This is a genomic window from Microbacterium sp. CCNWLW41 (assembly GCF_037083505.1).
This window is the reverse complement of record NZ_JBAOJP010000007.1, coordinates 222,429-243,642: the sequence shown is the minus strand read 5'-3', so window position 1 is coordinate 243,642 and position 21,214 is coordinate 222,429. Positions and strand designations below refer to the sequence as shown.

Here is a 21,214-nt window from a genome sequence, read left to right as displayed (position 1 = left end):
GCTCCGCGGCGGGACGGTCGCGCGCCTCGTGGAACGATGGAGGGATGACCTCTGCGAACCTCACCCGGGAAGAGACCGCCGCGCGATCCGCGGCCATCGGCCTCCAGCGCGTCCGCGTCGAGCTGGACCTGAGCGGTGCCCCGGATCCGTCCCGTTCCGGATTCCCGACGATCACGACGCTCGAGTTCGATGCGACGGCGCCGGAGACGTGGATCGACTTCATCGGCGAGGGAGTGAGCCGGGTGACGTTGAATGGCGTCGACCAGGAGGTGCGCTACGACGGCGCGCGGATCACGGTGTCGGGCCTGGCGCCGCACAACGTCGTGACGATCGAGGCGACGGGCGCCTACAGCAGGTCCGGGGAGGGGCTCCACCGCTTTTCGGACCCGGTCGACGGTCACACCTACCTCTACACGCAGTACGAACCGGCCGACTCCCGGCGGGTGATGGCCTGCTTCGAGCAGCCGGACATGAAGGCCTCCTACACCTTCGTGGTCCGCGCCCCGGAGGGGTGGCAGGTGCTGTCGAACCAGAGCGCGGTCGGCACGTCGGCCGCCCACGGGATCCAGACGGTGGAGTTCGCACCGACGCTGCCGATCTCCAGCTACATCACGGCGGTCGCGGCCGGTCCTTACCACCGGATCGACGCCGCCTGGGATCACGGCGGGCAGTCCGTTTCCCTGGGTGTGCTGTGCCGTGCCTCGCTCGCGGAGCACCTCGACGCCGACGAGATCGTGACGATCACCCGCCAGGGGCTGGACTTCTTCACCGAGGCGTTCGGCTACGACTACCCGTGGGGGAAGTACGACCAGATCTTCGTCCCGGAGTACAACCTCGGGGCCATGGAGAACCCGGGGCTCGTGACGTTCACGGAGGCGTACGTGTTCCGCGGCGCCGCGACGCGCGCCCAGCATCAGGCGCGCGCGAACACGATCCTGCACGAGATGGCGCACATGTGGTTCGGCGACCTCGTCACCATGCGCTGGTGGGACGATCTCTGGCTGAAGGAGTCGTTCGCGGACTACATGGGCTCCCACGCGTCGGTGGCCGCGACCGTGTTCACCGACGCCTGGGTCGCCTTCGCGAACCGTCGGAAGGCCTGGGCCTACACGCAGGACCAGCTGCCGACGACCCATCCGGTCGTCGCGGACATCCCCGACCTGGAGGCGGCGAAGCTGAACTTCGACGGGATCACCTACGCCAAGGGCGCGGCGGTGCTCAAGCAGCTCGTCGCGTTCGTGGGCGAAGAGGCCTTCTTCGAGGGCGCCCGCCGGTACTTCGCCCGGCACGCGTTCGGCAACACGACGCTGGAGGACCTGCTCGTCGAGCTCGCCGACGCCTCCGGCCGGGACGTCAGGACGTGGTCGCAGGCGTGGCTGGAGACCACCGGCGTCACGACGCTGTGGCTGGAGCGCTCGTCGTCGGGATCGGCGGAGGTCGTGCAGTCGGCGGCCCGCCCGCACCGGCTGCAGATCGGTCTTTACGACCGGGTCGACGGCGTGCTGGCCCTCCGGGAGCGCGTGCCCGCGGACATCGCGCAGGAGCGGACGCCGGTGGCTCTGCCGGCCGCCGACCTGACCCTCCTGAACGACGGAGACCTGACCTACGCGAAGGTCCGCCTCGACGAGCGCTCCCTCGCCACCGTGGAGGAGGGGCTGTCGACCCTGGAGGACCCGCTGGCGCGGGCACTGGTCTGGTCGGCGCTGTGGAACGCGACGCGCGATGGCGAGCTGCCCGTCGAGCGTTACCTGGGTATCGCGCGCGACCATGCTCCCCGGGAGAGCGACAGCGCGCTGCGTAACGGCGTGCTGCTCAACGCGGCCTTCGCGGTCGGGCACTACACACCGGAGGCCGATCGCGCGGGGGCCCGTCGTGAGTGGCTGGAGACGTGCTGGGCGGCGCTCGGGGACGCCGACCCCGGCAGCGATGCGCAGCTGGCCTGGGCCCGGGCGTTCGCCTCGGCCGCGGCCGTCGACGATGCCCGTCGCGCAGAGGTGCGCGCGCTCCTCGACGGGAAGGCGCCGGAGGGGCTTCCCCTCGATCCGGATCTCCGCTGGGAGCTCGTGGTCGCGCTCGCGGCGACCGGCCACGCGGACGAGTCGGCGGTCGCCGCCGAGCTGCGCCGCGACGACACGGCGAGCGGGCGCACCGCGGCGCTCGCCGCGCGCCGTTCCTTCCCGACGGCGGACGTGCGTGCCGAGGCGTGGAAGTCAGCGTGGACGGATCAGAGCCTCAGCAACGACCACCTCGACGCCACGATCCGCGGCGTGCGGGCGGGCGCGCGCCGGGATCTGATCGAGGCGCACGACGCCGACTACTTCGCGCGGATCCGCGACGCATGGGAGCAGCGGAGCATCGAGATCGCCCAGCGGCTGGTAATCGGGCTGTTCCCCGCGGCGGCGTCGACGGAGGCCGTCGACGCCTGGCTCGCGGCCAACGCCGATGCTCCGGCGGCGCTGCGGCGGATCGTGATCGAGCAGCGCGACCACCTGGCCCGCGACCTCCGCGTCCGCGCCGCCCAGTAGCCCCCCCCGAGCCTCCGGCGTCGAAACCCCCTCGCCGCGCCGAGACCCCCTCTGAAATCCGTGTTTCAGAGGGGGTGCGGACGGGCAGAGGGGGTGTCGACGCTCCGGTCGACGCTCATCCCCATGACGCTCCGGACGATCCACGGGTGTGCGTGGTCGTCGGCGATGTGCGTCATCCCGAGCTTCTCCGCGACCCGACGGGACGCGGTGTTCTCGGGATGGATGATGGCCGTCAGCAGCGTGGGCGCGAAGTGCAGGCGGACAAGGTCCACGCACGCCTGCGCGGCCTCGGTGGCGTACCCCACGCCCTGGAGCTCCGGGCGCACGTGGTAGCCCACTTCGCGCACCCGGATGCCGTTGTAGGTCTGCCAGGTGATGCCGCAGTCGCCGACGAAGTCGCCGTCGAGGGTCTCCACGACCCAGAGCCCGTGCCCGTCCTCGTCGTAGCGGCGCTGCTGGTTCGCGATCCACGTCGCGCTCTCGGCACGGGTCCGCGGCGCGGGGTAGTACGCCATGACCTCCGGGTCGCCGAGCAGCCGGGCCATGTCGTCGAGGTCCGAGGGGCCCATCGGGCGGAAGCGGAGCCGTGCGGTCGGCGCGGGCAGGAGCGGGGGAGGAGCGACGGAGGGGGAGCGCGGCGGCTCAGTCATCGAGCACGTCGCCGGGCTCCAGGGCGAGGAACTCGCCGCCGCCCTGCTCCGTCGCCCACTGCAGACGCTGACGGTGCATGTTCTTGCCGATGACGGACAGCGTCATGTCGTGGGTGCCGAAGGCGCGCCGCGGCTTCACGGCGAGCACGAAGTCGATCGCGTCGCTCACGCGCAGCCAGGGGGCGCCGAGCGGAGCGGCCAGGATCCCGACCTCGACCCCCTCCGGGACGGCGTAGGAGTCGCCGGGGTAGTAGAACTCGTCGTTCACCAGCACCCCGACGTTCTCGACGAGCGGGATCGAGGAGTGGATGACCTCGTGCGTCCCGCCGAAGAAGCGGAGCGTGAACGACCCGACGGTGACCGTGTCCCCGGGCTCGACCTCGTTGACCGGAATCGGGTCGATCGACCGAGCGACGGCGGCGGGGGCGTAGACCGGCGTTCCCGGGGCGTCGCGAAGGATCCGCTCGAGCTGCGCCGGATCGACGTGGTCCGGGTGCTCGTGGGTGATGACGACCGCGACGAGGTGATCGAGATCGGCCAGCGGGAGGGTGAACATCCCGGGGTCGACGATCAGGGTCTCGCCGTGGTCGTCGATCCGGACGGTGGCGTGTTCGTGCTTGGTGACGCGCATGGGACGAGTCAACTCCCCTCCGGCGCCGGAGGCAAACGACCGTTCGACACTCCCGGGATCCGCGATCGCCCGCCGTCGATTTTGCGAGCGCACAGCGTCATGTCATACTTGAACGGTTGTCGCGAGACGGAAAGCCTCGCGGAAACGGCCCCATCGTATAGCGGCCTAGTACGCCGCCCTCTCACGGCGGTAACGCGGGTTCGAATCCCGCTGGGGTCACCGAAGAGCGAAGGCTCCCGGCAGTGCCGGGGGCCTTCGTCGTTCCCTGCCACGAGCTGACCGGTGCGGGGACCGGTCAGCGGCGGACGGCACCGGCGGATCATCCTCGGCGCCCCATGTCCTCGGCGGTGAGGCGGATGCCCTCCGTCGAGCTCGCCGACCTCGCGAGCTCCATGAGGTACTGCCGATTCAGCGTCGGCGGTTCGGACCCGTCGAAGTCGAACCGCAGTGCGATGGCGGGGTGGATCCAGATCGAACTGCGTCCGGTCGGCTCGTCGTCGCAGTGCGGCCAGGAGACGGTGAAGCTCTCACCACGGCGCAGCTTCGTCGTCATCACGAGAGTGAGGTGGGCGAGAGTCCGGTCCTCGACGTGGATCGGGGAGGAGGTCCCGCCATAGTGAATGCGTCCCACGCCGTCCTACACCTGTCCGCGGGACTCTTCCGCGGGAGCCGGGAGCTCGGGCTCGCGCACGCGGCGACGGTCCGGTCGGAAGCCGTGTTCGACGCCCCACAGCACGGCCTCGGTACGCGAGCGCGCGCCGATCCGACGGTACGCGGACCGGATGAAGGTCTTCACGGAGTTGATCGAGAGGCGGGTGCGCTCGGCGATGTCGGTGTTGGAGAAGCCCTGCGTGATGAGCGCGAGGATCTCGGACTCGCGAGCGGTGAGGCCCTCCTCCCGGCCGGGCCAGTCCCCGCCTGTGGGAGCGGGTGCGCTCCGTCCGTCGACCCAGACCTGTGATCGCCCCGCATGGATCTCCCGCAACGCGGTGACGAGCTGTGCCGCGGTGACGCCCTTGGAGACGTAGCCTCCCGCGCCGTTGGTGATGGCGGCGCGGATCACGGACTCGTCGAGGACCCACGAGTACACCACCACGCGACCGACTCGCGAGTTCGCGGACAGCTCGTGGACGTCCTCGCGGTCGCCCTGCGTGGATGCGAACGTGTCGTACAGGGCGATGTCGACCTCGTCCGCCACGGGCGTGTTCAGATCCAGTTCGACGACCTGGATCATGTCCTGATAGGCGCGCATCATCCCGGCGAGGCCGTGCGCGACCACCTCGTAGTCGTTCACCAGGGCGACGCGGAGCGCGGGCGCATCCGGATCGGTCGACGGTTCGTCCGAGCGGCGCGAGGGACCATCTGGCGACATGATCCCCACGGTACGGGGGAGTGGACTGCCTGTCTTCACCCCTAGGGGTGAAGACGCTCTCGGCCCGGGCCGCTCGCTAGCGGCGGACGGGGTGCCGCTCGCTCCACGCGACGCGGATCTCGCGCTCGGCGAATCGCCATCCCTGCGCTGTCCGGCGGAAGCGATCGTGATAGCGGATGAGCAGCGTGAGGTCGACATGCCCGTCCTCGTTCGACAGGAGATGGTGCGCGGTGCAGGCGGTCTCCCCGGTCGCCTCGTCGCCGAGGAGGACGGAGCGGTGGTTCCCGAGGAAGTGGAAGGTCTCGACGAAGCGGTCCAAGCGCGCGATGGCGGTGGCGATCTCGGCCCGTCCGGTGTGGGTCCCATCCGGAGCGCGCAGGACGCCGTCCGGCAGGAACAGGGCGGCGAGCTCCGCGCTCGCCCGGTCGTCCGCGCAGCGCGCGTAGCTCTCGACGAGATCGCGCAGTGAGAGCCGGTCCTCGATGTCGGTGATCCTCATCCGCGCACTCTATCGAGCGCTTGGTCGGTCCTCAACGGCGTCAGACGCGGCCTCGGCGCGGCTCCCCTCCCGCAGCACGATGGCCCGCAGCGCGGGGGTGCGCAGCGGGAGGACCATGATCAGCGCGAGTGACGCACCGTAGAGGGCGAACGGCATCCAGAGGGGGAGGGCGGACGCGAGAGCGCCGAACCCGGCCATCGCGATCGGCATGAGGACGTCGTCGCCGAGTCGGGTCACCGACGACATGCGACCGAGGTAGTCCGGCGCGACGGTCGCCGCGAACGTCGCGCCCAGCAGGACGGACGCGTACCCCGCGGTGAGTCCGATCACGAGACACGCCGCGCCGATCGCGACCGGGGAGCCGATCCCGAGGACCGCGATCGCCGCCCCCTGCGCGATGAGGGCGCGGAACGCGGCGACGGCCTCGCGGCGGGGACGGAATCGCACCACGGCGAGCGCACCGGCCAGCGCACCGCCGCCGACGAGCGCCTCGAAGAGCCCCACGGCTCCGGCGCCCCAGCCGTGGGCATGCGCCTGGAGAGCGAGGCCGATGGCGAGGGCGGGGCCGACGGCGAGGTTGAGCCCGGACAACGACAGGACGAGCGTGCGCGTGGCTGGCTCGCGCCGGAGATGGCCGAAGCCGCGGGCGACCCCGCGCAGCACCGACTCCCCGTCCGAGGACCGCGGCAGCGCGAAGCGCGCACGCAGCCAGAGGGCGAGGAAGGCGATCACGACGGTGAACGTCACCGCGTCGATCGCTGCGCTTCCGCCGATCCCGAACAGGGCGACGAGGAGGCCCCCGACGGCGGCGCCGGCCATCGTTCCCAGGCGGCCCAGTGTCTGGCTGAGCGCCGAATAGGCGGGCAGGTCGGCGGTCCGGACGAGCCGGCGCGGCATGGTCCCCGCGGCGGGCTCGTAGAAGGCGTCGCAGATCCCGAACGCCACCGTCGCGACGAGGAGCAGCCCGACCGTCGGCGCGGAGGACAACGCCCAGAGCGCGGCTCCGACCAGCACGGCCACGCGGATCCCGTTGAACAGCAGCATCATCCGCCGGGCGTCCGCACGGTCGGCGACGGCCCCGCCCAGGATGAGGATCACGGCGCGCGGCACCGTCCCGGCGGCGACGACGAGCCCGGCGACGGCCGGTGAGGCGATCTGCACGGCCGTCCAAGCCACCGCGATGGTCCACACGGCGTCACCGGCGTCGGAGAGCGCTTTGACGACCAGCCACGACTGGACCATGCGGTCCCTTCGGAAGGGCGGCGGCTCGCGCAGAAGGCGCGGCTGGGGTGCGGTCGTCATCTCAGCCCTCCGTGGGGAATCCGTGTGCGAAGAAGAAGACCGGGATGCGCTCCCTGCCGTCTCCTCGGTCGATGTCGCGTGCCCAGTCGCGGACCAGGGCGTTGATGCGGTCTCCGAGGTCCGCCAGTTCGTCCGGGGTCGCCCATGAGAGGGTGTCCGTGCTGAAGGCGTCGTAGCCGGGGGTCTCGGCCGACGGTCGTCGCCGAGCGCGCTGCAGTCGCTCGATCTGCGCGCGGATGTTCTGCCGTTCGGCCTCTCGGGCCAGGAGCGCGTCGGCGGGGGAGTCGGCGAAATCGTCGGCGGACCAGGTGAAGCCGCGTCGGGCCAGGCGCCACCAGCTGGTGCGCCGGTCGCCGTCGGGCGCCTCTGCGCGCTCCACGACCCCGGCGCGCTCCAGCATCCTCAGGTGGTGGCTGATGCTGCCGACCTGTGCGTCGAGGCGCCGTGCCAGCACGGTGACCTGCGCCGTGTCGTGGAGCACGAGGTGGTCGACGATGCGTCGCCGGAGCGGGTGGTGCACGGCGGTGATGACGGAGATCTGTTCCACGCCGACCACGGTAGGGCGGGGATCCGAATTCGACAAGAGTTCTTGTATACCCCGGAAAATCACGGAAGCGGCGCATTCTCAAACACGCGTTCTCGGCCCGGCGAGATCGATCAGGAACCGAGAAGTTACGCCGTGGGGATCCGCGTAGCCTCGGATCCGTACCGGGCGAGAGCGCCCGGGCCACGGACACCATGATGACGGAGGAGACATGGCCAAGGACGAGGCTTCTGCGGGGCTGAGCAAGGAGGAGCGCGAGGCGGTCAAGCAGCGCGCGAAGGAACTGCGCGAGCAGGAGAAGGCGGGGAAGAACCGTGCCGCGGGCGAGAAGGCGGTGAAGGAGGCCATCGAAGCCCTGGAGCCCGAGGACAGGGTGCTCGGCGAGGGGCTGTACCGGGTGGTCTCCTCCGTGGCGCCCGATCTCGTGCCGAAGACCTACTACGGGATGCCCGGGTTCGCCAACGGCGAGGGCAAGATCGTCGTCTTCCTCTCGCCCGCGAAGAAGTTCAACACCCGCTACGCGACGATCGGGTTCGAGGATCGCGCCGCGCTCGACGACGGCGACATGTGGCCGGTCGGGTTCGCGGTGCGCTCGTGGACGCCGGAGGTCGAGGAGCGGGTCACGGACCTGGTCCGCCGCGCCGTGAGCTGAGCGCACGACGACGCCCGCCGATCGGGGATCGGCGGGCGTCGCGTCGGATCAGGCGCGGTCGACCGTCTCCGCGCGGGCCGGGCGACGACGCCGGCGGAGGCGGATCACTCCCCAGACGACGAGGGCGGCGGCTCCGGCGATCACCAGCCACGGCAGCAGGAACCCGAGGGCGACCACGAGACCGTTGAGGGTGGCGATGAGCCCGGTCCAGCCCGCGGCGAGTCCGTCGCCGAATCCGGCCGGGTCCGCCTTCACGGGATCCGCCGTCCGGGTGAGCGAGACGGACAGCGTGGACATGTCGACCTGCGTCTCGAGATCCTTGAGCTGCTGCTCGTATCCCTCCAGCTGCGCCTGGCGGTCGGTGAGAGCCGTCTCGGCGGCCAGCAGGTCGGCGACGGAACCCGCCTGCGCCATGAGCTCGGTGAGCCGCTGCACGGACGCCCGCGAGGACTCGATCCGGGCCCGAAGATCCACGGCGACGGCGGTCACATCGCTCTTGCCGACGGACGTGGCGGTCACCTCGCCGAGGGATCCCAGCTCGTCCATCAGGGCGGCGAGGTCCGCGGCGGGCACGCGCACGGTGAGCCAGCCGTAGTCGTCGCCCCGGGGAAGGGGCGGTTCGCTCGTCGCGGCCTGGTCTCCGTCGACGGTCGGGTCGCCGCCCGCTCCGATGTCCTGGCTCTCGACGAACCCGCCGTGCTTCTCGGCGAGGGTCGAGAGAGTCTCGGCGGCCGCGCGGATGTCGTCCACCCGGACCGTGGCGGATCCCGTCTGGATGATCTCGCGCTCGGCGACCGCACCGGGATCCGCGCCCTTGACGGCCGAGCCGGCGTCACTCTGCGCTTCGGTGTCGTAGGTCACCCCTCCGCCGGCGCTCTCCGGCGCGGGCGCGCCGCCGGAGTCCTCCGCCACCGAGGTCGCGAACGAGCCCGATGCGCCGCCGAGCCCGTTCACGACGGCCGGGGTGACCATCACGCCGACCACGAAGGCCGCAGCGATTCCCCCGGCGGTGAGCCAGCCCCGGCGACGGCGGGAGCGGGAGCGTTCGGTCTTCTTCCGGTCCGCGGTCCGCTCATCGGCGATCCGCTCGAACACCGCCTCCTCGATGCGCGCGACGCTGTCGTCCGGGAGGTCGGGCAGGGTGATGTCGGGGGTTTGGGCGTTCATGCGGGTTCCGTTCCGGTCACGGCTCCGCGCAGGCGGGTGCGCACGCGGGAGAGACGGTTGCGGACGACGGCGTGGCCGACCCCGAGCTCGTCGGCGGCGGCCTGGTAGGCATAGCCCTCGGCGGCGCAGAGGCGGAAGATCTCGCGGTCGAGCTCGCTCATCCCCGCGAGCTCGCGGGTGATCCGATCCGCCAGCTCGGCGCTGATGACCTGCTGCTCCACGTCCACGGTCGCGGGCAGGGTCTCGTCCAGGCCCTCCTGCGTCCGGGACTCGTCGCGGATCCGCCGGCGCAGGCGGTTGGCCGCCTGGAACCGGCAGATCGTCGCGAGCCAGGGCAGCACGGAATCGCCGGCGAGGACGAGTCCCGGGAGCTTGCGCCACGCGACGACGAACGTCTCCTGGACCACGTCCTCGGCATCCGCCGGGGACCCGAGGATGCCGTGGGCGATCCAGTACACCGGCCGCACGTAGGCGCGATACAGCGCGCGGAACGCGTGCTCGCTACCTTCGGCCGCTCGCGCGACCAGTGCCTGGTCGTCCGTCGCCTGTGTCATACCCGCTCCGTTCGGTGTCTCTCACCGGGAAGTGTCGCGTGTGCGGGAATCGTCTCAGATCCGGATCGGGACCGGTGCGGATCGGTGCCGGATCGTGTCCGGCTCAGTGCGCGGCGGGGGCGGCCGGCTTGGCAGCGGTGTGGGACGACATCCGGTCGATCCAGGCGAGCGCGAGCGCGGAGACGATGAACACCATGTGGATGACGACCTGCCACAGGACGCCGACGGGGGTGTACTTGTCCCCGCTGTGGACGGTGCCGTTCTCGGTCATCCCGCCCACCTCGATGAAGGTCTTCAGCAGGTGGATCGACGAGATGCCGATGATGGCCATCGCGAGCTTGACCTTCAGCACGTTCGCGTTGACGTGGGAGAGCCACTCGGGCTGATCCGGGTGGCCGTCCACGTGGATCCGCGAGACGAAGGTCTCGTAGCCGCCGATGATCACCATGATGAGCAGATTCGCGATCATGACCACGTCAATGAGGCCGAGGACGGCCAGCATGATCTCGGACTCGACGAGCTCCTTGCCGGCGAACACCTTCTCGACGAGGTGCCACAGCTCGATCATGAACACCACGACGTAGACCGCCTGCGCGACGATCAGCCCGAGGTACAGCGGCGCCTGGAGCCACCTGCTGACGAAGATGAGCGAGGCGATGGCCCGTGCCCAGGGGTTGCGGTCACTGGTCTCGAGCGGCGCTTCGGCGTTCGGCGTCTCTGTCACGCCGACCATTTCACCACGAGCGGCGGCCGGTGCACGACGCTCGGTCCGGTACGATGTTCAGGCGAGAGGGAGTATCCCGCTTCCGCGCGGTCGTCATCACGAGCATCGTCATCGCTGCTCCGGACGCGCGACGCACTCCGGTGCGGGGGAGAGACTTTCGGCTCTTGACCGACCCTTTCGAAAGGTGCATCGCGCCCGTGGACATCCCTGTCTGGTTCGAGGTCACGTCGCTGATCGTGCTGACGCTGATCCTCGTCGGAGACCTGCTGCTCATCCTGAAGCGGCCCCATATCCCTTCCACGAAGGAATCGGCCCTCTGGGTCACCTTCTACGTCACCCTCGCGCTGATCTTCGCCGGGCTCCTGTTCCTCATGGGAGACACCAAGGACTCGGTCGACTTCCTCACCGGGTGGGCGATGGAGTACAGCCTCTCCATCGACAACCTGTTCGTCTTCGTGCTGATCATGACGCAGTTCTCGGTGCCTCGGCGCTATCAGCAAGAGGTGCTGATGGTGGGGATCATCATCGCCCTGGTGCTGCGGGCGATCTTCATCCTCATCGTCGGCGCGGCGGTCGAGCACCTGAGCCCGATCTTCTATCTCTTCGGCGCGTTCCTCATCTTCACGGCCATCCGCCAGGCGATGCCGGAGAAGCACGAGGACGACGAGCAGACGGAGAACTTCATCATCCGGATGCTCCGCCGCGGGATCGACATCAGCGACAACTACGACGGGGCCAAGCTCCGCACGGTCGTGGACGGCAAGAAGATGTTCACCCCGATGCTCATCGTGTTCGTCTCCATCGGTGTGACCGATCTGATGTTCGCGGTCGACTCGATCCCCGCGATCTACGGCGTCACGCAGAACCCGTTCCTCGTCTTCACCGCGAACCTGTTCGCGCTGATGGGTCTGCGCCAGCTCTACTTCCTGCTCGGCGACCTGCTGGAGAAGCTGCGCTACCTGCACTACGGCGTCGCGTTCATCCTGGGCTTCATCGGCATCAAGCTGATCCTGCACGCCATGAACCACAACGAGCTGCCGTTCATCAACGGCGGCCACCCGATCGAGTGGGCGCCGGACATCAACAACTGGGTCTCCCTCGGCGTGATCTTCGCCTCCATGGCCGTGGCGACCGTGGCGAGCCTCATCGCGTCCTCGCGTGACAAGAAGCAGGAGAAGCGGGACCTCGCCGTCACGGAGTGACGCCCGCGGTCCGAGGCGCCTGCGTGCCGGCACCCCGTGCCCACGCGGGCGCCTCGCCGTCTCTCTGTACTTCTCCTCGCCTCAGGAGTACGTTTTGCACACCAGATCGGTGAGCAAGAGGACGATGATGACGGCGAGTCGGCGGATTCTGATCGGCGCTGGTTGTGCCGTGGCCGCACTCGTCGGCGTCGCCGGCGGAACGGTGCTCGCCGCCAACGGAGCGACATCGGAATCCCGCGACATTTCGGAGACCCGCCCGGCGCCGTCCTACGCGGTGAACGCGCACGGTGAGACCTTCGGGTCCGCGGCGGACGCCTCGAACCGGGAACAGGAGCCGGATCTGATCCGGGCGTACGCGACCAACGGCAGGCTCGGATACGTCCGCAGGACGGAGTTGGAGGTCGCGGACGGCACGACGGCCGCTCTGTCCTTCACCTCGCCGGAGCAGGCGCTGGCGTGGCAGCAGGAACGGGGAGGACGGTCTTTCCCGGTCCCCGTCTATGCCGAGGACGGGACGACCGTCGTCGGGGAGTTCTTGGTTCTTCCCGGCGAGGTATCGAATGTCGTTCCCTGACGGCAGCGGGGCGGCGGGTGGACGTGACAGGCGGGACCTCGCCGTCACGGAGTGACGCCCGCGGTCCGAGGCGCCTGCGTGCCGGTGTAAACTGACCGGCATGCAGGCGCCGGCGCTTCTCCTTAGCAGCCGCGACGAGACCTCGATCAGCTAGGCCATCCTCGTCGCGGAGTCCGCTCTGGCCATACGCCGACAACAGGAGACAGCGACACATGACCAACGACGCGACGACCGCGCCGACGCGCCCCCGCACCCTGGCCGAGAAGGTCTGGGACGACCACCTCGTGGTCAAGGGCGAGAACGGCGAGCCGGACCTCATCTACATCGACCTGCACCTGGTGCACGAGGTCACGAGCCCGCAGGCCTTCGACGGCCTGCGCACGGAGAGGCGGCCGCTCCGGCGCCTCGACCTCACGATCGCGACCGAGGACCACAACACACCGACCCTGGCGATCGACAAGCCCATCGCCGACCTCACCAGCCGCACGCAGATCGAGACCCTGCGCCGCAACGCCGAGGAGTTCGGCGTGCGCCTGCACTCGCTGGGCGATGCCGAGCAGGGCATCGTGCACGTCGTCGGGCCGCAGCTCGGCCTGACGATGCCCGGCATCACCGTCGTCTGCGGCGACTCGCACACCTCGACCCACGGCGCGTTCGGCGCCATGGCGTTCGGGATCGGCACCAGCGAGGTCGAGCACGTCATGGCGACCCAGACCCTGCCGCTGAAGCCGTTCAAGACGATGGCGATCAACGTCGACGGGACGTTGCGCCCCGGGGTCACGGCGAAGGACATCATCCTCGCCGTGATCGCCAAGATCGGCACCGGCGGCGGGCAGGGCTACGTCCTGGAGTACCGGGGCAGCGCCATCCGCGCGCTGTCGATGGAAGGCCGGATGACGATCTGCAACATGTCGATCGAGGCGGGTGCCCGCGCCGGCATGGTGGCTCCGGACGAGACGACCTTCGCGTACGTGAAGGGCAAGCCGCATGCCCCGCAGGGGCAGGACTGGGACGACGCCGTCGCCTACTGGCGGACGCTCCCGACGGACGAGGGCGCCGAGTTCGACGCGGAGGTCTTCATCGACGCGGACGCGCTGGAGCCGTTCGTGACCTGGGGGACCAACCCGGGCCAGGGCAGCTCCCTGTCCTCGTCCGTCCCGGATCCGTCCGCGATCGAGGACCCGAACGAGCGCGCCGCCGCCCAGCGGGCCCTGGAGTACATGGACCTGGCGCCCGGGACGCCGCTGAAGGACGTGAAGGTCGACGCGGTCTTCATGGGTTCCTGCACGAACAGCCGGATCGAGGACCTGCGGGCCTTCGCGTCCATCATCAAGGGCAAGCAGAAGGCCGAGGGCGTCCGGGTGATGGTCGTCCCGGGCTCGGCCCGGGTCCGCCTGGAGGCCGAGGCCGAAGGGATCGACAAGATCGTCGAGGAGTTCGGCGGCGAGTGGCGGTTCGCCGGCTGCTCGATGTGCCTGGGCATGAACCCCGATCAGCTCGCCCCGGGCGAGCGCTGCGCCTCCACCTCCAACCGCAACTTCGAGGGCAGGCAGGGCAAGGGCGGGCGCACGCACCTCGTGTCGCCGCTCGTCGCCGCCGCCACCGCCGTGCGCGGCACCCTGTCCAGCCCGAGCGACCTGGTCGAGCAGGAGGCCTGAATCATGGAGAAGTTCACCACGCACACCGGCGTCGCCGCTCCGCTGAAGAGCTCCAACGTCGACACCGACCAGATCATCCCGGCCGTGTTCCTCAAGCGCGTCACCAAGACCGGCTTCGACGACGCCCTGTTCCACGCCTGGCGGCAGGATCCGGATTTCGTCCTCAACCAGGAGCCGTTCGCGAAGGCGTCCGTCCTCGTCGCGGGGCCCGACTTCGGCACCGGCTCCAGTCGTGAGCACGCGGTCTGGGCGCTGCGCGACTACGGCTTCAAGGTCGTCCTGAGCCCTCGGTTCGCCGACATCTTCCGGGGCAACTCGGGCAAGCAGGGTCTCCTCGCCGCGACGGTCGACGAGGCCGACATCGAGCGGATCTGGGCGCTGATCGACGAGGAGCCCGGTCGCGAGATCACGGTCGACCTCGTCGAGCGCACCGCCGTGATCGGCGGCTTCCAGGCCTCCATCGGCATCGACGATTACACTAGATGGCGGCTCCTCGAAGGGCTCGATGACATCGGGCTCACCCTGCGCAACGAAGACAAGATCGCGCAGTTCGAGGCCCGCCGCGAGTCGTGGCGGCCACGGACCCTGCCCGTTCGCTGAGCGGGGAGCGTGGGCCGGGGGCACCTCCGCCCCGGCGGCTCCGGCCGCGCTCCGCGTGAAGAAGAAGAGGCCCAGGGAATGACGACACCGCTGCACGACACCACCTCCGTCGGTTCGGTACCCTCGCTCACCGGTGACGTGCTGGCGATCCGCGGCGGGCGACCCCTGCGCGGTCGCGTGGACGTCAAGGGCGCGAAGAACCTGGCCACCAAGGCCATGGTCGCGACGCTCCTCGGCGAGACCCCCAGCACGCTGCGCGATGTGCCGGACCTTAGCGACGTGGCGGTCGTCCGCTCGCTGCTGGAGGTGCACGGCGTGCGTGTGGCGGTCGGCGATGAGCCGGGCTCGCTCACGTTCGACCCGAGCGGGGTCGAGTCGGCGCACATGGAGGAGATCGACGCCCACGCCGGCGCGTCGCGCATCCCGATCCTGTTCTGCGGCCCGCTGCTGCACCGTCTCGGCCAGGCGTTCATCCCCGACCTCGGCGGCTGCCGCATCGGCGACCGGCCGATCGACTTCCACCTCGACGCGCTGCGCAAGTTCGGCGCGGTCGTGGAGAAGCTGCCGAGCGGCATCCGCCTGTCCGCGCCGCACGGTCTGCGCGGCGCGAACATCCACCTGCCGTACCCGAGCGTCGGCGCCACGGAGCAGGTGCTGCTGACGGCGGTGCGCGCCGAGGGCACGACCGAGCTGCGCAACGCCGCCATCGAGCCGGAGATCATGGACCTGATCGCCGTGCTGCAGAAGATGGGCGCGATCATCTCCTACGAGCCCAACCGCGTCATCCTCATCGAGGGCGTCCCCACGCTCCGCGGCTACGACCACCGCTCCATCTTCGACCGCAACGAGGCCGCGTCCTGGGCGTCCGCGGCCCTCGCGACCGACGGCGAGATCTTCGTCGGCGGCGCCCGTCAGCAGGAGATGCTCACGTTCCTCAACGTGTTCCGCAAGGCCGGCGGCTGGTTCGACGTCCAGGAGGACGGCATCCTCTTCCGCCGCGAGGGCGAGCTGCGCCCCGTCGTCGTGGAGACCGACGTGCACCCCGGGTTCATGACGGACTGGCAGCAGCCGCTCGTCGTCGCGCTGACCCAGGCGCACGGCCGCTCCATCGTGCACGAGACGGTGTACGAGAACCGCATGGGCTTCACCGACGCGCTGGTCAAGATGGGCGCCGACATCGTCGTGCACCCCCACGGGCTGCAGGACGGGCCGCGCCGGGTCGCGCGCCGAGCCCTGGAGCAGGCGGCGGTCATCACCGGGCCGACGCCGCTGCACGGCGCCGACATCGTCGTCCCGGACCTCCGCGGCGGGTACAGCCACGTGATCGCGGCGCTGACGGCGTCGGGCGAGTCCACCGTGTCGGGGGTGGACATCCTCAGCCGCGGCTACGAGAAGTTCATCAGCAAGCTGGACGCCCTGGGGGCCGACTTCGACGTCGTCGGCTGAGCGGATGGCCTCGAAGGACATGGGCAGAGCCTCTCGGGAGAAGACCCGCCCCAGCCTGTTCTGGCTGCTGGCGGTGTTCGTCGTCCCCTTCGTGTCGTTCGCGGCGAAGCTGGAGTTCCGGGGGCGCGACAAGCTGCCCAAGGACGGCGCGTTCGTCCTCGCTCCGAACCACTACTCGGAGTTCGATCCGCTGATCGTCGCCGTCGCGGTGTGGCGGCTCGGTCGCGCACCGCGGTTCATGGCGAAGGAGAGCCTGTTCCGCGTCCCGGTCCTCGGCTGGGCCCTGCGGAAGACGGGCATGATCCCGGTGGCGCGGAGCTCGTCGGCGTCCGCCGCCAAGCTGACCCTGAAGCAGTCCGCCGAGCTCGTGGAGCACGGGCGCGGCGTGATCGTCTACCCCGAGGGCACGCTCACCCGCGATCCGGACCTCTGGCCGATGCGCGGCAAGTCCGGTGCGGTGCGCCTGGCGCTCGCGGGCGACATCCCGCTCATCCCGATGGTGCAGTGGGGGACCCAGGAGATCATGGGCCGCTACGCCAAGGGGCTGAGCCTGTGGCCGCCGCGCAAGCGCGTGCAGGTGGTCGTCGGAGATCCGGTGGACCTGTCCGACCTGCGCGAGCGCGCGGGGGAGCGCGGCACGCTCACCGAGGCCACCGACCGTCTGATGGCCGCCATCACGGCGCTCCTCGAAGAGGTCCGCGGCGAGAAGGCTCCTGCGCAGCGCTGGAACCCGTCCGAGCACGGTCAGAGGGAGACAGGTCGCCTTGACTCGTAAGCAGACGCCCGCGCCCGTGGCCGGGCCGCGTGTGACCGTCATCGGCGCGGGGAGCTGGGGGACCACCTTCGGTAAGATCCTCGCCGACGGCGGGGCGCAGGTCACCATGTGGGCCCGTCGCCCGGAGCTCGCGCACGAGATCGCCGAGGCCAAGCGCAACTCGCAGTACCTGTCCGGCATCAACCTGCCGCGATCGATGACGGCGACCCACGAGCTCTCGGCGGCGCTCGACGGCGCGGAGCAGGTGTACCTGTCGGTGCCGAGCCAGTCGCTGCGGGAGAACCTCAAGGCGCTGCGTCCGCTGCTCGCCGGTTCCGACGCGCCGGTGGTGAGCCTGATGAAGGGCGTCGAGCGGCGCAGCGGCCTGCGGATGAGCCAGGTGATCGAGCAGGAGCTGCGCTGCGATCCCGACCGCATCGCCGTGGCGAGCGGGCCGAACCTCGCGCTGGAGATCGCCCGTGAGCAGCCCACGGCCGCCGTGATCGCCTCGAACAGCCAGGAGACGGCGGACATCGTCGCGCGCGCGGCGCGCAACCGGTACTTCCGCAGCTTCGTGAACACCGACGTCGTCGGCACGGAGTTCGGCGGCGTCCTCAAGAACCTCATCGCCGTCGCGATCGGGATCGTGGACGGCGTGGGGTACGGCGAGAACACGAAGGCGTCGATCATCACCCGCGGGCTCGTGGAGATGACCGACTTCGCCGTCGCGAACGGCGCTCAGCCCGAGACGCTGCAGGGCCTGGCGGGGCTCGGCGACCTCATCGCCACCTGCCAGTCGCCGCTCAGCCGCAACAACACCGCCGGGCGCCTGCTCGGCCAGGGATACGGCTACCAGGACGTGGTCAAGCAGATGCAGCAGACGGCCGAAGGACTCGCCTCCGTCGCGCCCGTGCTGCAGCTGGCCCGCGCCGCCGGCGTGGAGATGCCGATCGTCGAGCAGGTCAAGATGGTGCTGGACGGCACCATGGACCCGCGCGACATCGCCCCGCATCTGACCACCGACGACGACACCCCTCAGGGGGAGAGGACCCAGAATGGACAAGCAGGCGGTGGTGGTGCTCTTCGGCGGGCGCTCCAGCGAGCATTCGATCAGTTCCGCAACGGCGGGAGGGGTGCTTCGAGCGATCGATCGTGATCGCTTCGACGTGATCCCGGTCGGGATCACTCGGGAGGGCGCGTTCGTCCTGGAGGACGACGACCCGGACAAGTTCCCTCTGGACGCCGCACACCTGCCGGAGGTCGTCGACAACGGCACCCGCGTGCAGTGGCCGGAGCCCGGCGGGATCCGCACGCTGCGGGTGATCCGTCCCGGCGGCGAGGCGCACGACCTCGGCGAGATCGATGTGGTGCTGCCTCTGCTGCACGGCCCCCACGGCGAGGACGGAACCCTGCAGGGCTTCTTCGACACGCTCGAGGTCCCGTACGCCGGCGGCGGCGTGCTCGATTCGGCGCTGTGCATGGACAAGCACTTCATGAAGGTCGCACTGCAGGCCGCGGGCATCGCCGTGGCGCCGTGGGTCACCGTGCGCCGCCGCGAGTGGGACGCCGCGCCCGAGGACGTCCGTGCCTCGGCGGCGGAGCTCGGACTCCCCGTGTTCGTGAAGCCCGCCCGCGCGGGTTCGAGCGTCGGCGTCTCCAAGGTCGAGAACGCCGCCGATCTCGACGACGCCCTGGCGATCGCGTTCGCGGAGGACGACAAGGTCCTCATCGAGACCGGTGTCGTCGGACGGGAGATCGAGGTCGCGATCCTGGAAGGCGCCGAGGGCCCGCGGGCCTCGGTCCCCGGGGAGATCGTGCTGACCTCCCGAGGCTTCTACGACTTCGAGGGGAAGTACCTCGGCGGCGACGGGGTCGACGTGGTGTGCCCTGCCGAGCTGGACGGCGACCAGGTCGCCGCGATCCAGGCCGCGGGGGTGCGTGCGTTCGAGGCGGTCGACGGGCGCGGCCTCGCCCGTGTCGACATGTTCCTCACGGCGGAGAACGGGATCGTCGTCAACGAGCTGAACACGATGCCGGGATTCACCCCGATCTCGATGTTCCCCAAGTGCTGGATCGCCAGCGGGCTGTCGTACCGGGAGCTGATCTCGGAGCTGATCGACGCGGGCCTGCGTCGCTGATCGGACCGTCGGCGGGAGAGGGGGGCGCTCCCGCCGCCCGGGGTCAGCCCTGGGCGTCGTCCTGGAGCGCGTCCGGCTCCGTGCAGCGGTTCTCCGCGGGGATGGTCCCGATGGCCGCCGCGAGACTCTTGTTGCCCACGACGTCGTTGGCGCTGAGGCCCTTGTTCGGCTCGTCCGGCTTCGTGTTGACGTAGAGCTGGACGGCGGGCTCCCGCCCGTACGTGGTCAGGCGCAGCCAGGGCCGCTCGGAGACGTCGACGAGCCAGTCGATGCCCTCCGCGGTGACGCACTGCAGCTCGCTCGTGGGCTGCGCCTTCGGCAGGCCGCAGACGAGGAGCACGGCCGACGGCTGCCCGGGAACGCCCCAGGCCGCGGTGGCCTGTGCGTCGGTCCACCGGCGTTCCTGCTCGCCGATCGACGGGACGTTCTGCAGGCGGACGGAGACCTCGGCGCACGCGGGGTCGTTCGCCGCTTCGGCCGGCTCCAGGTGCACGGTGGAGGAGCACCCGGCGAGGACGGCTGCTCCGCCGACGACCGTGAGGAGGGCGGCGAGCAGTCGGCGGGGCATGAGTCCAGGCTACCGTGGGAGCCATGCCCCGCCTCCCAGGCTCCGCCGCCGCGGATCCCGACGACCCCCGTATCTCCGACGTCTCCGAGGGCGCGCTGCTGCGTGCGATCCTGGCGCGCACTCCCGCGGCGGAGCTGGCCCTGATCGGTCCCGGTGACGACGCGGCCGTGCTCGCCGCGCCGTCCGGATCCGTGGTCGCGACGACCGACACCCTGGTGCACGGCCCCGACTTCCGCCTGGCGTGGTCGAGCGGCTACGACCTGGGGTGGAAGGCCGCAGCGGTGAATCTCGCCGACGTCGCCGCGATGGGCGCCCGTCCCACGGCGCTGCTCGTGGCCCTCGCGATCCCCCGGGAGATGACGGTGTCCTTCGTGGAACGCCTGGCCGACGGCCTGCGCGACGCCTGCGCCGCGCTGGCCCCGGGGTGCGCCGTCGTCGGGGGCGATCTCACGACGTCCGACGTGCTGACGATCGCGGTCACGGCGCTGGGCGATCTCGACGGGCAGGCGCCGGTGACGCGGGCGGGCGCCCGCGTCGGCGACACGGTCGCGCTCGCCGGCGAGGCGGGGGCGGCCGGAGCCGGGCTCGCCATCCTGTTCCAGCGGTTCCGGCGCGGCGGCGAACCGGTCCCGGTGGACGGGGCCTCGCTCGGCCCGGGGGAGCGGGAGCTCGTGGACGCCCAGCTGCGACCGGCGCCGCCGGTGGGACTGGGGCCGGTCGCGGCGATGGCCGGAGCGACGGCGATGATGGACGTCTCGGACGGACTGGCCCTGGACGCTCGTCGGATGGCGGAGGCCTCGGGCGTCACCCTGGAGCTCCGACGCGACGCGCTCGGACCGTCTCCGGACCGCGCGCTGGCCGGCGGCGAGGACCACGCCCTGCTCGCCACGTTCCCCCCGGGTGCCCTGCCTCCCGGATTCCGGGAGATCGGCCGGGTGGTCCCGGCGCGGGCGGAGGCCCGGGTGACGTGCGACGACGAACCGGTCGACGTCGCGGGGTGGGACCCCTACCGCGACTGGGACGCCGCGTCGGGCTGACCCGTTTCGTCGTCCGCGTCGCCCGCGTCGTCGTCCGAGGCGGGCTCCGCCCACCAGACGCGTGTGTCCCCGTAGGCGCGCTCGCGGACGAGGACCAGCCCGGCGGCGTCGAGCTCCGGAGGGGCGGCCCGCTTGGCGCGTTCCACGACGACGAGGGCCTCCGGCGAGAGCAGGGGCGCGAGGGCCACGAGATCCGCTGTCATGGCCGTGTCGTCGAGGTCGTAGGGCGGATCGGTGAACACGAGGTCGTACGGTCCTGCGGCGCGAGCGAGGAAGGCGTGGACCGTGCTCTCGTGGACCCGCGCGGGGGCGCTGCGCGCGCTCCCCAGCGCCTTCGCGACGCGCTGGGCGTTCCGGCGCACGACGCCCGCAGCCGGGCGGGAGCGCTCGACGAGATCCGCGCTCGCCGCGCCACGGCTCAACGCCTCCAGGCCCAGCGCGCCGGAGCCGGCGTAGAGGTCGAGCACTCGGGCCCCCTCGATCGCATCCGCCGACTCCAGAGCCGCGAAGAGCGACTCGCGGACGCGGTCGCTGGTGGGGCGGGTCCCGCTCGCCGGCACGTCCAGACGCAGGCCGCCTGCGGCTCCCGCGATGATTCTCGTCACCCGGCGAGCCTA

23 protein-coding genes and 1 tRNA gene are annotated in these 21,214 nt (G+C 70.8%); 12 read left to right on the top strand and 12 right to left on the bottom strand.

Features of this window, described 5'->3' with window-relative positions; translation table 11 throughout:
• The first annotated feature begins 44 nt into the window (after positions 1 to 44).
• Entirely contained in the window at positions 45 to 2,525 is a 2,481-nt protein-coding gene (gene pepN, locus V6R91_RS23825; protein WP_336397345.1) for an aminopeptidase N, read from the top strand.
• Positions 2,526 to 2,590: 65 nt separating this feature from the next.
• Here the strand turns inward: pepN and V6R91_RS23820 are convergent, their stop codons facing one another.
• Both V6R91_RS23820 and V6R91_RS23815 read right to left on the bottom strand, forming a co-directional pair.
• Positions 2,591 to 3,175, bottom strand: a complete 585-nt coding sequence (locus V6R91_RS23820; RefSeq protein ID WP_336397344.1) for a GNAT family N-acetyltransferase — start codon at positions 3,173 to 3,175, stop codon at positions 2,591 to 2,593.
• Positions 3,168 to 3,806: an MBL fold metallo-hydrolase gene (locus V6R91_RS23815; protein WP_336397343.1), complete on the bottom strand. Its 639-nt coding sequence runs from the start codon at positions 3,804 to 3,806 to the stop codon at positions 3,168 to 3,170. Before V6R91_RS23815 ends, V6R91_RS23820 begins: the two co-directional genes overlap by 8 nt.
• 146 nt (positions 3,807 to 3,952) lie before the next feature.
• Between V6R91_RS23815 and V6R91_RS23810 the strand changes: the two genes are divergently transcribed.
• A tRNA-Glu gene (locus V6R91_RS23810) sits at positions 3,953 to 4,025 on the top strand.
• A 100-nt stretch (positions 4,026 to 4,125) separates the two neighbouring features.
• Here the strand turns inward: V6R91_RS23810 and V6R91_RS23805 are convergent.
• The 5 genes from V6R91_RS23805 to V6R91_RS23785 all read right to left on the bottom strand — a co-directional run bounded on the left by V6R91_RS23805 (position 4,126) and on the right by V6R91_RS23785 (position 7,526).
• Positions 4,126 to 4,437, bottom strand: coding sequence for a DUF7882 family protein (locus V6R91_RS23805; protein WP_067244417.1), 312 nt, complete (start codon positions 4,435 to 4,437; stop codon positions 4,126 to 4,128).
• 6 nt (positions 4,438 to 4,443) lie between these two features.
• The gene (locus V6R91_RS23800) at positions 4,444 to 5,178 is read right to left on the bottom strand and encodes a response regulator transcription factor (protein WP_336397342.1); all 735 of its coding nucleotides are present in this window, start codon (positions 5,176 to 5,178) and stop codon (positions 4,444 to 4,446) included.
• A 76-nt stretch (positions 5,179 to 5,254) separates the two neighbouring features.
• Positions 5,255 to 5,677: a nuclear transport factor 2 family protein gene (locus V6R91_RS23795; RefSeq protein WP_336397341.1), complete on the bottom strand. Its 423-nt coding sequence runs from the start codon at positions 5,675 to 5,677 to the stop codon at positions 5,255 to 5,257.
• Between the two features lie 9 nt (positions 5,678 to 5,686).
• Positions 5,687 to 6,979: an MFS transporter gene (locus tag V6R91_RS23790; RefSeq protein ID WP_336397340.1), complete on the bottom strand. Its 1,293-nt coding sequence runs from the start codon at positions 6,977 to 6,979 to the stop codon at positions 5,687 to 5,689.
• Between the two features lies 1 nt (position 6,980).
• The gene (locus V6R91_RS23785) at positions 6,981 to 7,526 is read right to left on the bottom strand and encodes a helix-turn-helix domain-containing protein (RefSeq protein ID WP_336397339.1); all 546 of its coding nucleotides are present in this window, start codon (positions 7,524 to 7,526) and stop codon (positions 6,981 to 6,983) included.
• Between the two features lie 208 nt (positions 7,527 to 7,734).
• On the opposite strand from V6R91_RS23785, the gene V6R91_RS23780 reads away from it, so the two are divergent.
• Complete coding sequence (locus V6R91_RS23780) at positions 7,735 to 8,175, top strand: hypothetical protein (RefSeq protein WP_336397338.1); 441 nt, start codon at positions 7,735 to 7,737, stop codon at positions 8,173 to 8,175.
• A 48-nt stretch (positions 8,176 to 8,223) separates the two neighbouring features.
• Here the strand turns inward: V6R91_RS23780 and V6R91_RS23775 are convergent, their stop codons facing one another.
• The 3 genes from V6R91_RS23775 to V6R91_RS23765 form a co-directional block, all read right to left on the bottom strand.
• The gene (locus V6R91_RS23775) at positions 8,224 to 9,342 is read right to left on the bottom strand and encodes a DUF4349 domain-containing protein (RefSeq protein WP_336397337.1); all 1,119 of its coding nucleotides are present in this window, start codon (positions 9,340 to 9,342) and stop codon (positions 8,224 to 8,226) included.
• Positions 9,339 to 9,896, bottom strand: a complete 558-nt coding sequence (locus tag V6R91_RS23770; protein ID WP_271061158.1) for an RNA polymerase sigma factor — start codon at positions 9,894 to 9,896, stop codon at positions 9,339 to 9,341. Before V6R91_RS23770 ends, V6R91_RS23775 begins: the two co-directional genes overlap by 4 nt.
• A 103-nt stretch (positions 9,897 to 9,999) precedes the next feature.
• The gene (locus tag V6R91_RS23765) at positions 10,000 to 10,620 is read right to left on the bottom strand and encodes a TIGR00645 family protein (protein WP_336397336.1); all 621 of its coding nucleotides are present in this window, start codon (positions 10,618 to 10,620) and stop codon (positions 10,000 to 10,002) included.
• Positions 10,621 to 10,817: 197 nt separating this feature from the next.
• Here V6R91_RS23765 and V6R91_RS23760 point away from each other — a divergent pair, with 197 nt between their 5' ends.
• The 8 genes from V6R91_RS23760 (at position 10,818) to V6R91_RS23725 (ending at position 18,992) form a co-directional block, all read left to right on the top strand.
• Positions 10,818 to 11,822, top strand: coding sequence for a TerC family protein (locus tag V6R91_RS23760; RefSeq protein ID WP_067244432.1), 1,005 nt, complete (start codon positions 10,818 to 10,820; stop codon positions 11,820 to 11,822).
• A 169-nt stretch (positions 11,823 to 11,991) separates the two neighbouring features.
• A complete protein-coding gene (locus V6R91_RS23755; RefSeq protein ID WP_336397335.1) occupies positions 11,992 to 12,396 on the top strand; it encodes a hypothetical protein in 405 nt (134 codons plus the stop codon).
• Between the two features lie 212 nt (positions 12,397 to 12,608).
• The gene (gene leuC, locus V6R91_RS23750; protein WP_336397334.1) at positions 12,609 to 14,054 is read left to right on the top strand and encodes a 3-isopropylmalate dehydratase large subunit; all 1,446 of its coding nucleotides are present in this window, start codon (positions 12,609 to 12,611) and stop codon (positions 14,052 to 14,054) included.
• 3 nt (positions 14,055 to 14,057) lie between these two features.
• Positions 14,058 to 14,654 (top strand): 3-isopropylmalate dehydratase small subunit, encoded by a 597-nt coding sequence (leuD, locus tag V6R91_RS23745; protein ID WP_336397333.1) that lies wholly within the window; start codon positions 14,058 to 14,060, stop codon positions 14,652 to 14,654.
• A 78-nt stretch (positions 14,655 to 14,732) separates the two neighbouring features.
• A complete protein-coding gene (gene murA, locus V6R91_RS23740) occupies positions 14,733 to 16,100 on the top strand; it encodes a UDP-N-acetylglucosamine 1-carboxyvinyltransferase (protein WP_067244440.1) in 1,368 nt (455 codons plus the stop codon).
• Between the two features lie 4 nt (positions 16,101 to 16,104).
• Entirely contained in the window at positions 16,105 to 16,875 is a 771-nt protein-coding gene (locus tag V6R91_RS23735; RefSeq protein ID WP_336397332.1) for a lysophospholipid acyltransferase family protein, read from the top strand.
• Positions 16,865 to 18,010: an NAD(P)H-dependent glycerol-3-phosphate dehydrogenase gene (locus tag V6R91_RS23730; protein ID WP_067244444.1), complete on the top strand. Its 1,146-nt coding sequence runs from the start codon at positions 16,865 to 16,867 to the stop codon at positions 18,008 to 18,010. Before V6R91_RS23735 ends, V6R91_RS23730 begins: the two co-directional genes overlap by 11 nt.
• Entirely contained in the window at positions 17,910 to 18,992 is a 1,083-nt protein-coding gene (locus V6R91_RS23725; protein ID WP_219084747.1) for a D-alanine--D-alanine ligase family protein, read from the top strand. The genes V6R91_RS23730 and V6R91_RS23725 overlap by 101 nt, the downstream gene beginning before the upstream one ends.
• 43 nt (positions 18,993 to 19,035) lie before the next feature.
• Here V6R91_RS23725 and V6R91_RS23720 read toward each other — a convergent pair whose 3' ends face one another.
• Positions 19,036 to 19,560, bottom strand: a complete 525-nt coding sequence (locus V6R91_RS23720; RefSeq protein ID WP_336397331.1) for a DUF3515 domain-containing protein — start codon at positions 19,558 to 19,560, stop codon at positions 19,036 to 19,038.
• A 23-nt stretch (positions 19,561 to 19,583) separates the two neighbouring features.
• Here V6R91_RS23720 and thiL point away from each other — a divergent pair, with 23 nt between their 5' ends.
• On the top strand, positions 19,584 to 20,597 hold the full coding sequence (thiL, locus tag V6R91_RS23715) for a thiamine-phosphate kinase (RefSeq protein WP_336397330.1): 1,014 nt from the start codon (positions 19,584 to 19,586) through the stop codon (positions 20,595 to 20,597).
• Here the strand turns inward: thiL and rsmD are convergent.
• Positions 20,567 to 21,202, bottom strand: a complete 636-nt coding sequence (rsmD, locus tag V6R91_RS23710) for a 16S rRNA (guanine(966)-N(2))-methyltransferase RsmD (protein WP_336397329.1) — start codon at positions 21,200 to 21,202, stop codon at positions 20,567 to 20,569. The two genes, thiL and rsmD, sit on opposite strands and share 31 nt — an antisense overlap.
• Positions 21,203 to 21,214 lie beyond the last annotated feature (12 nt).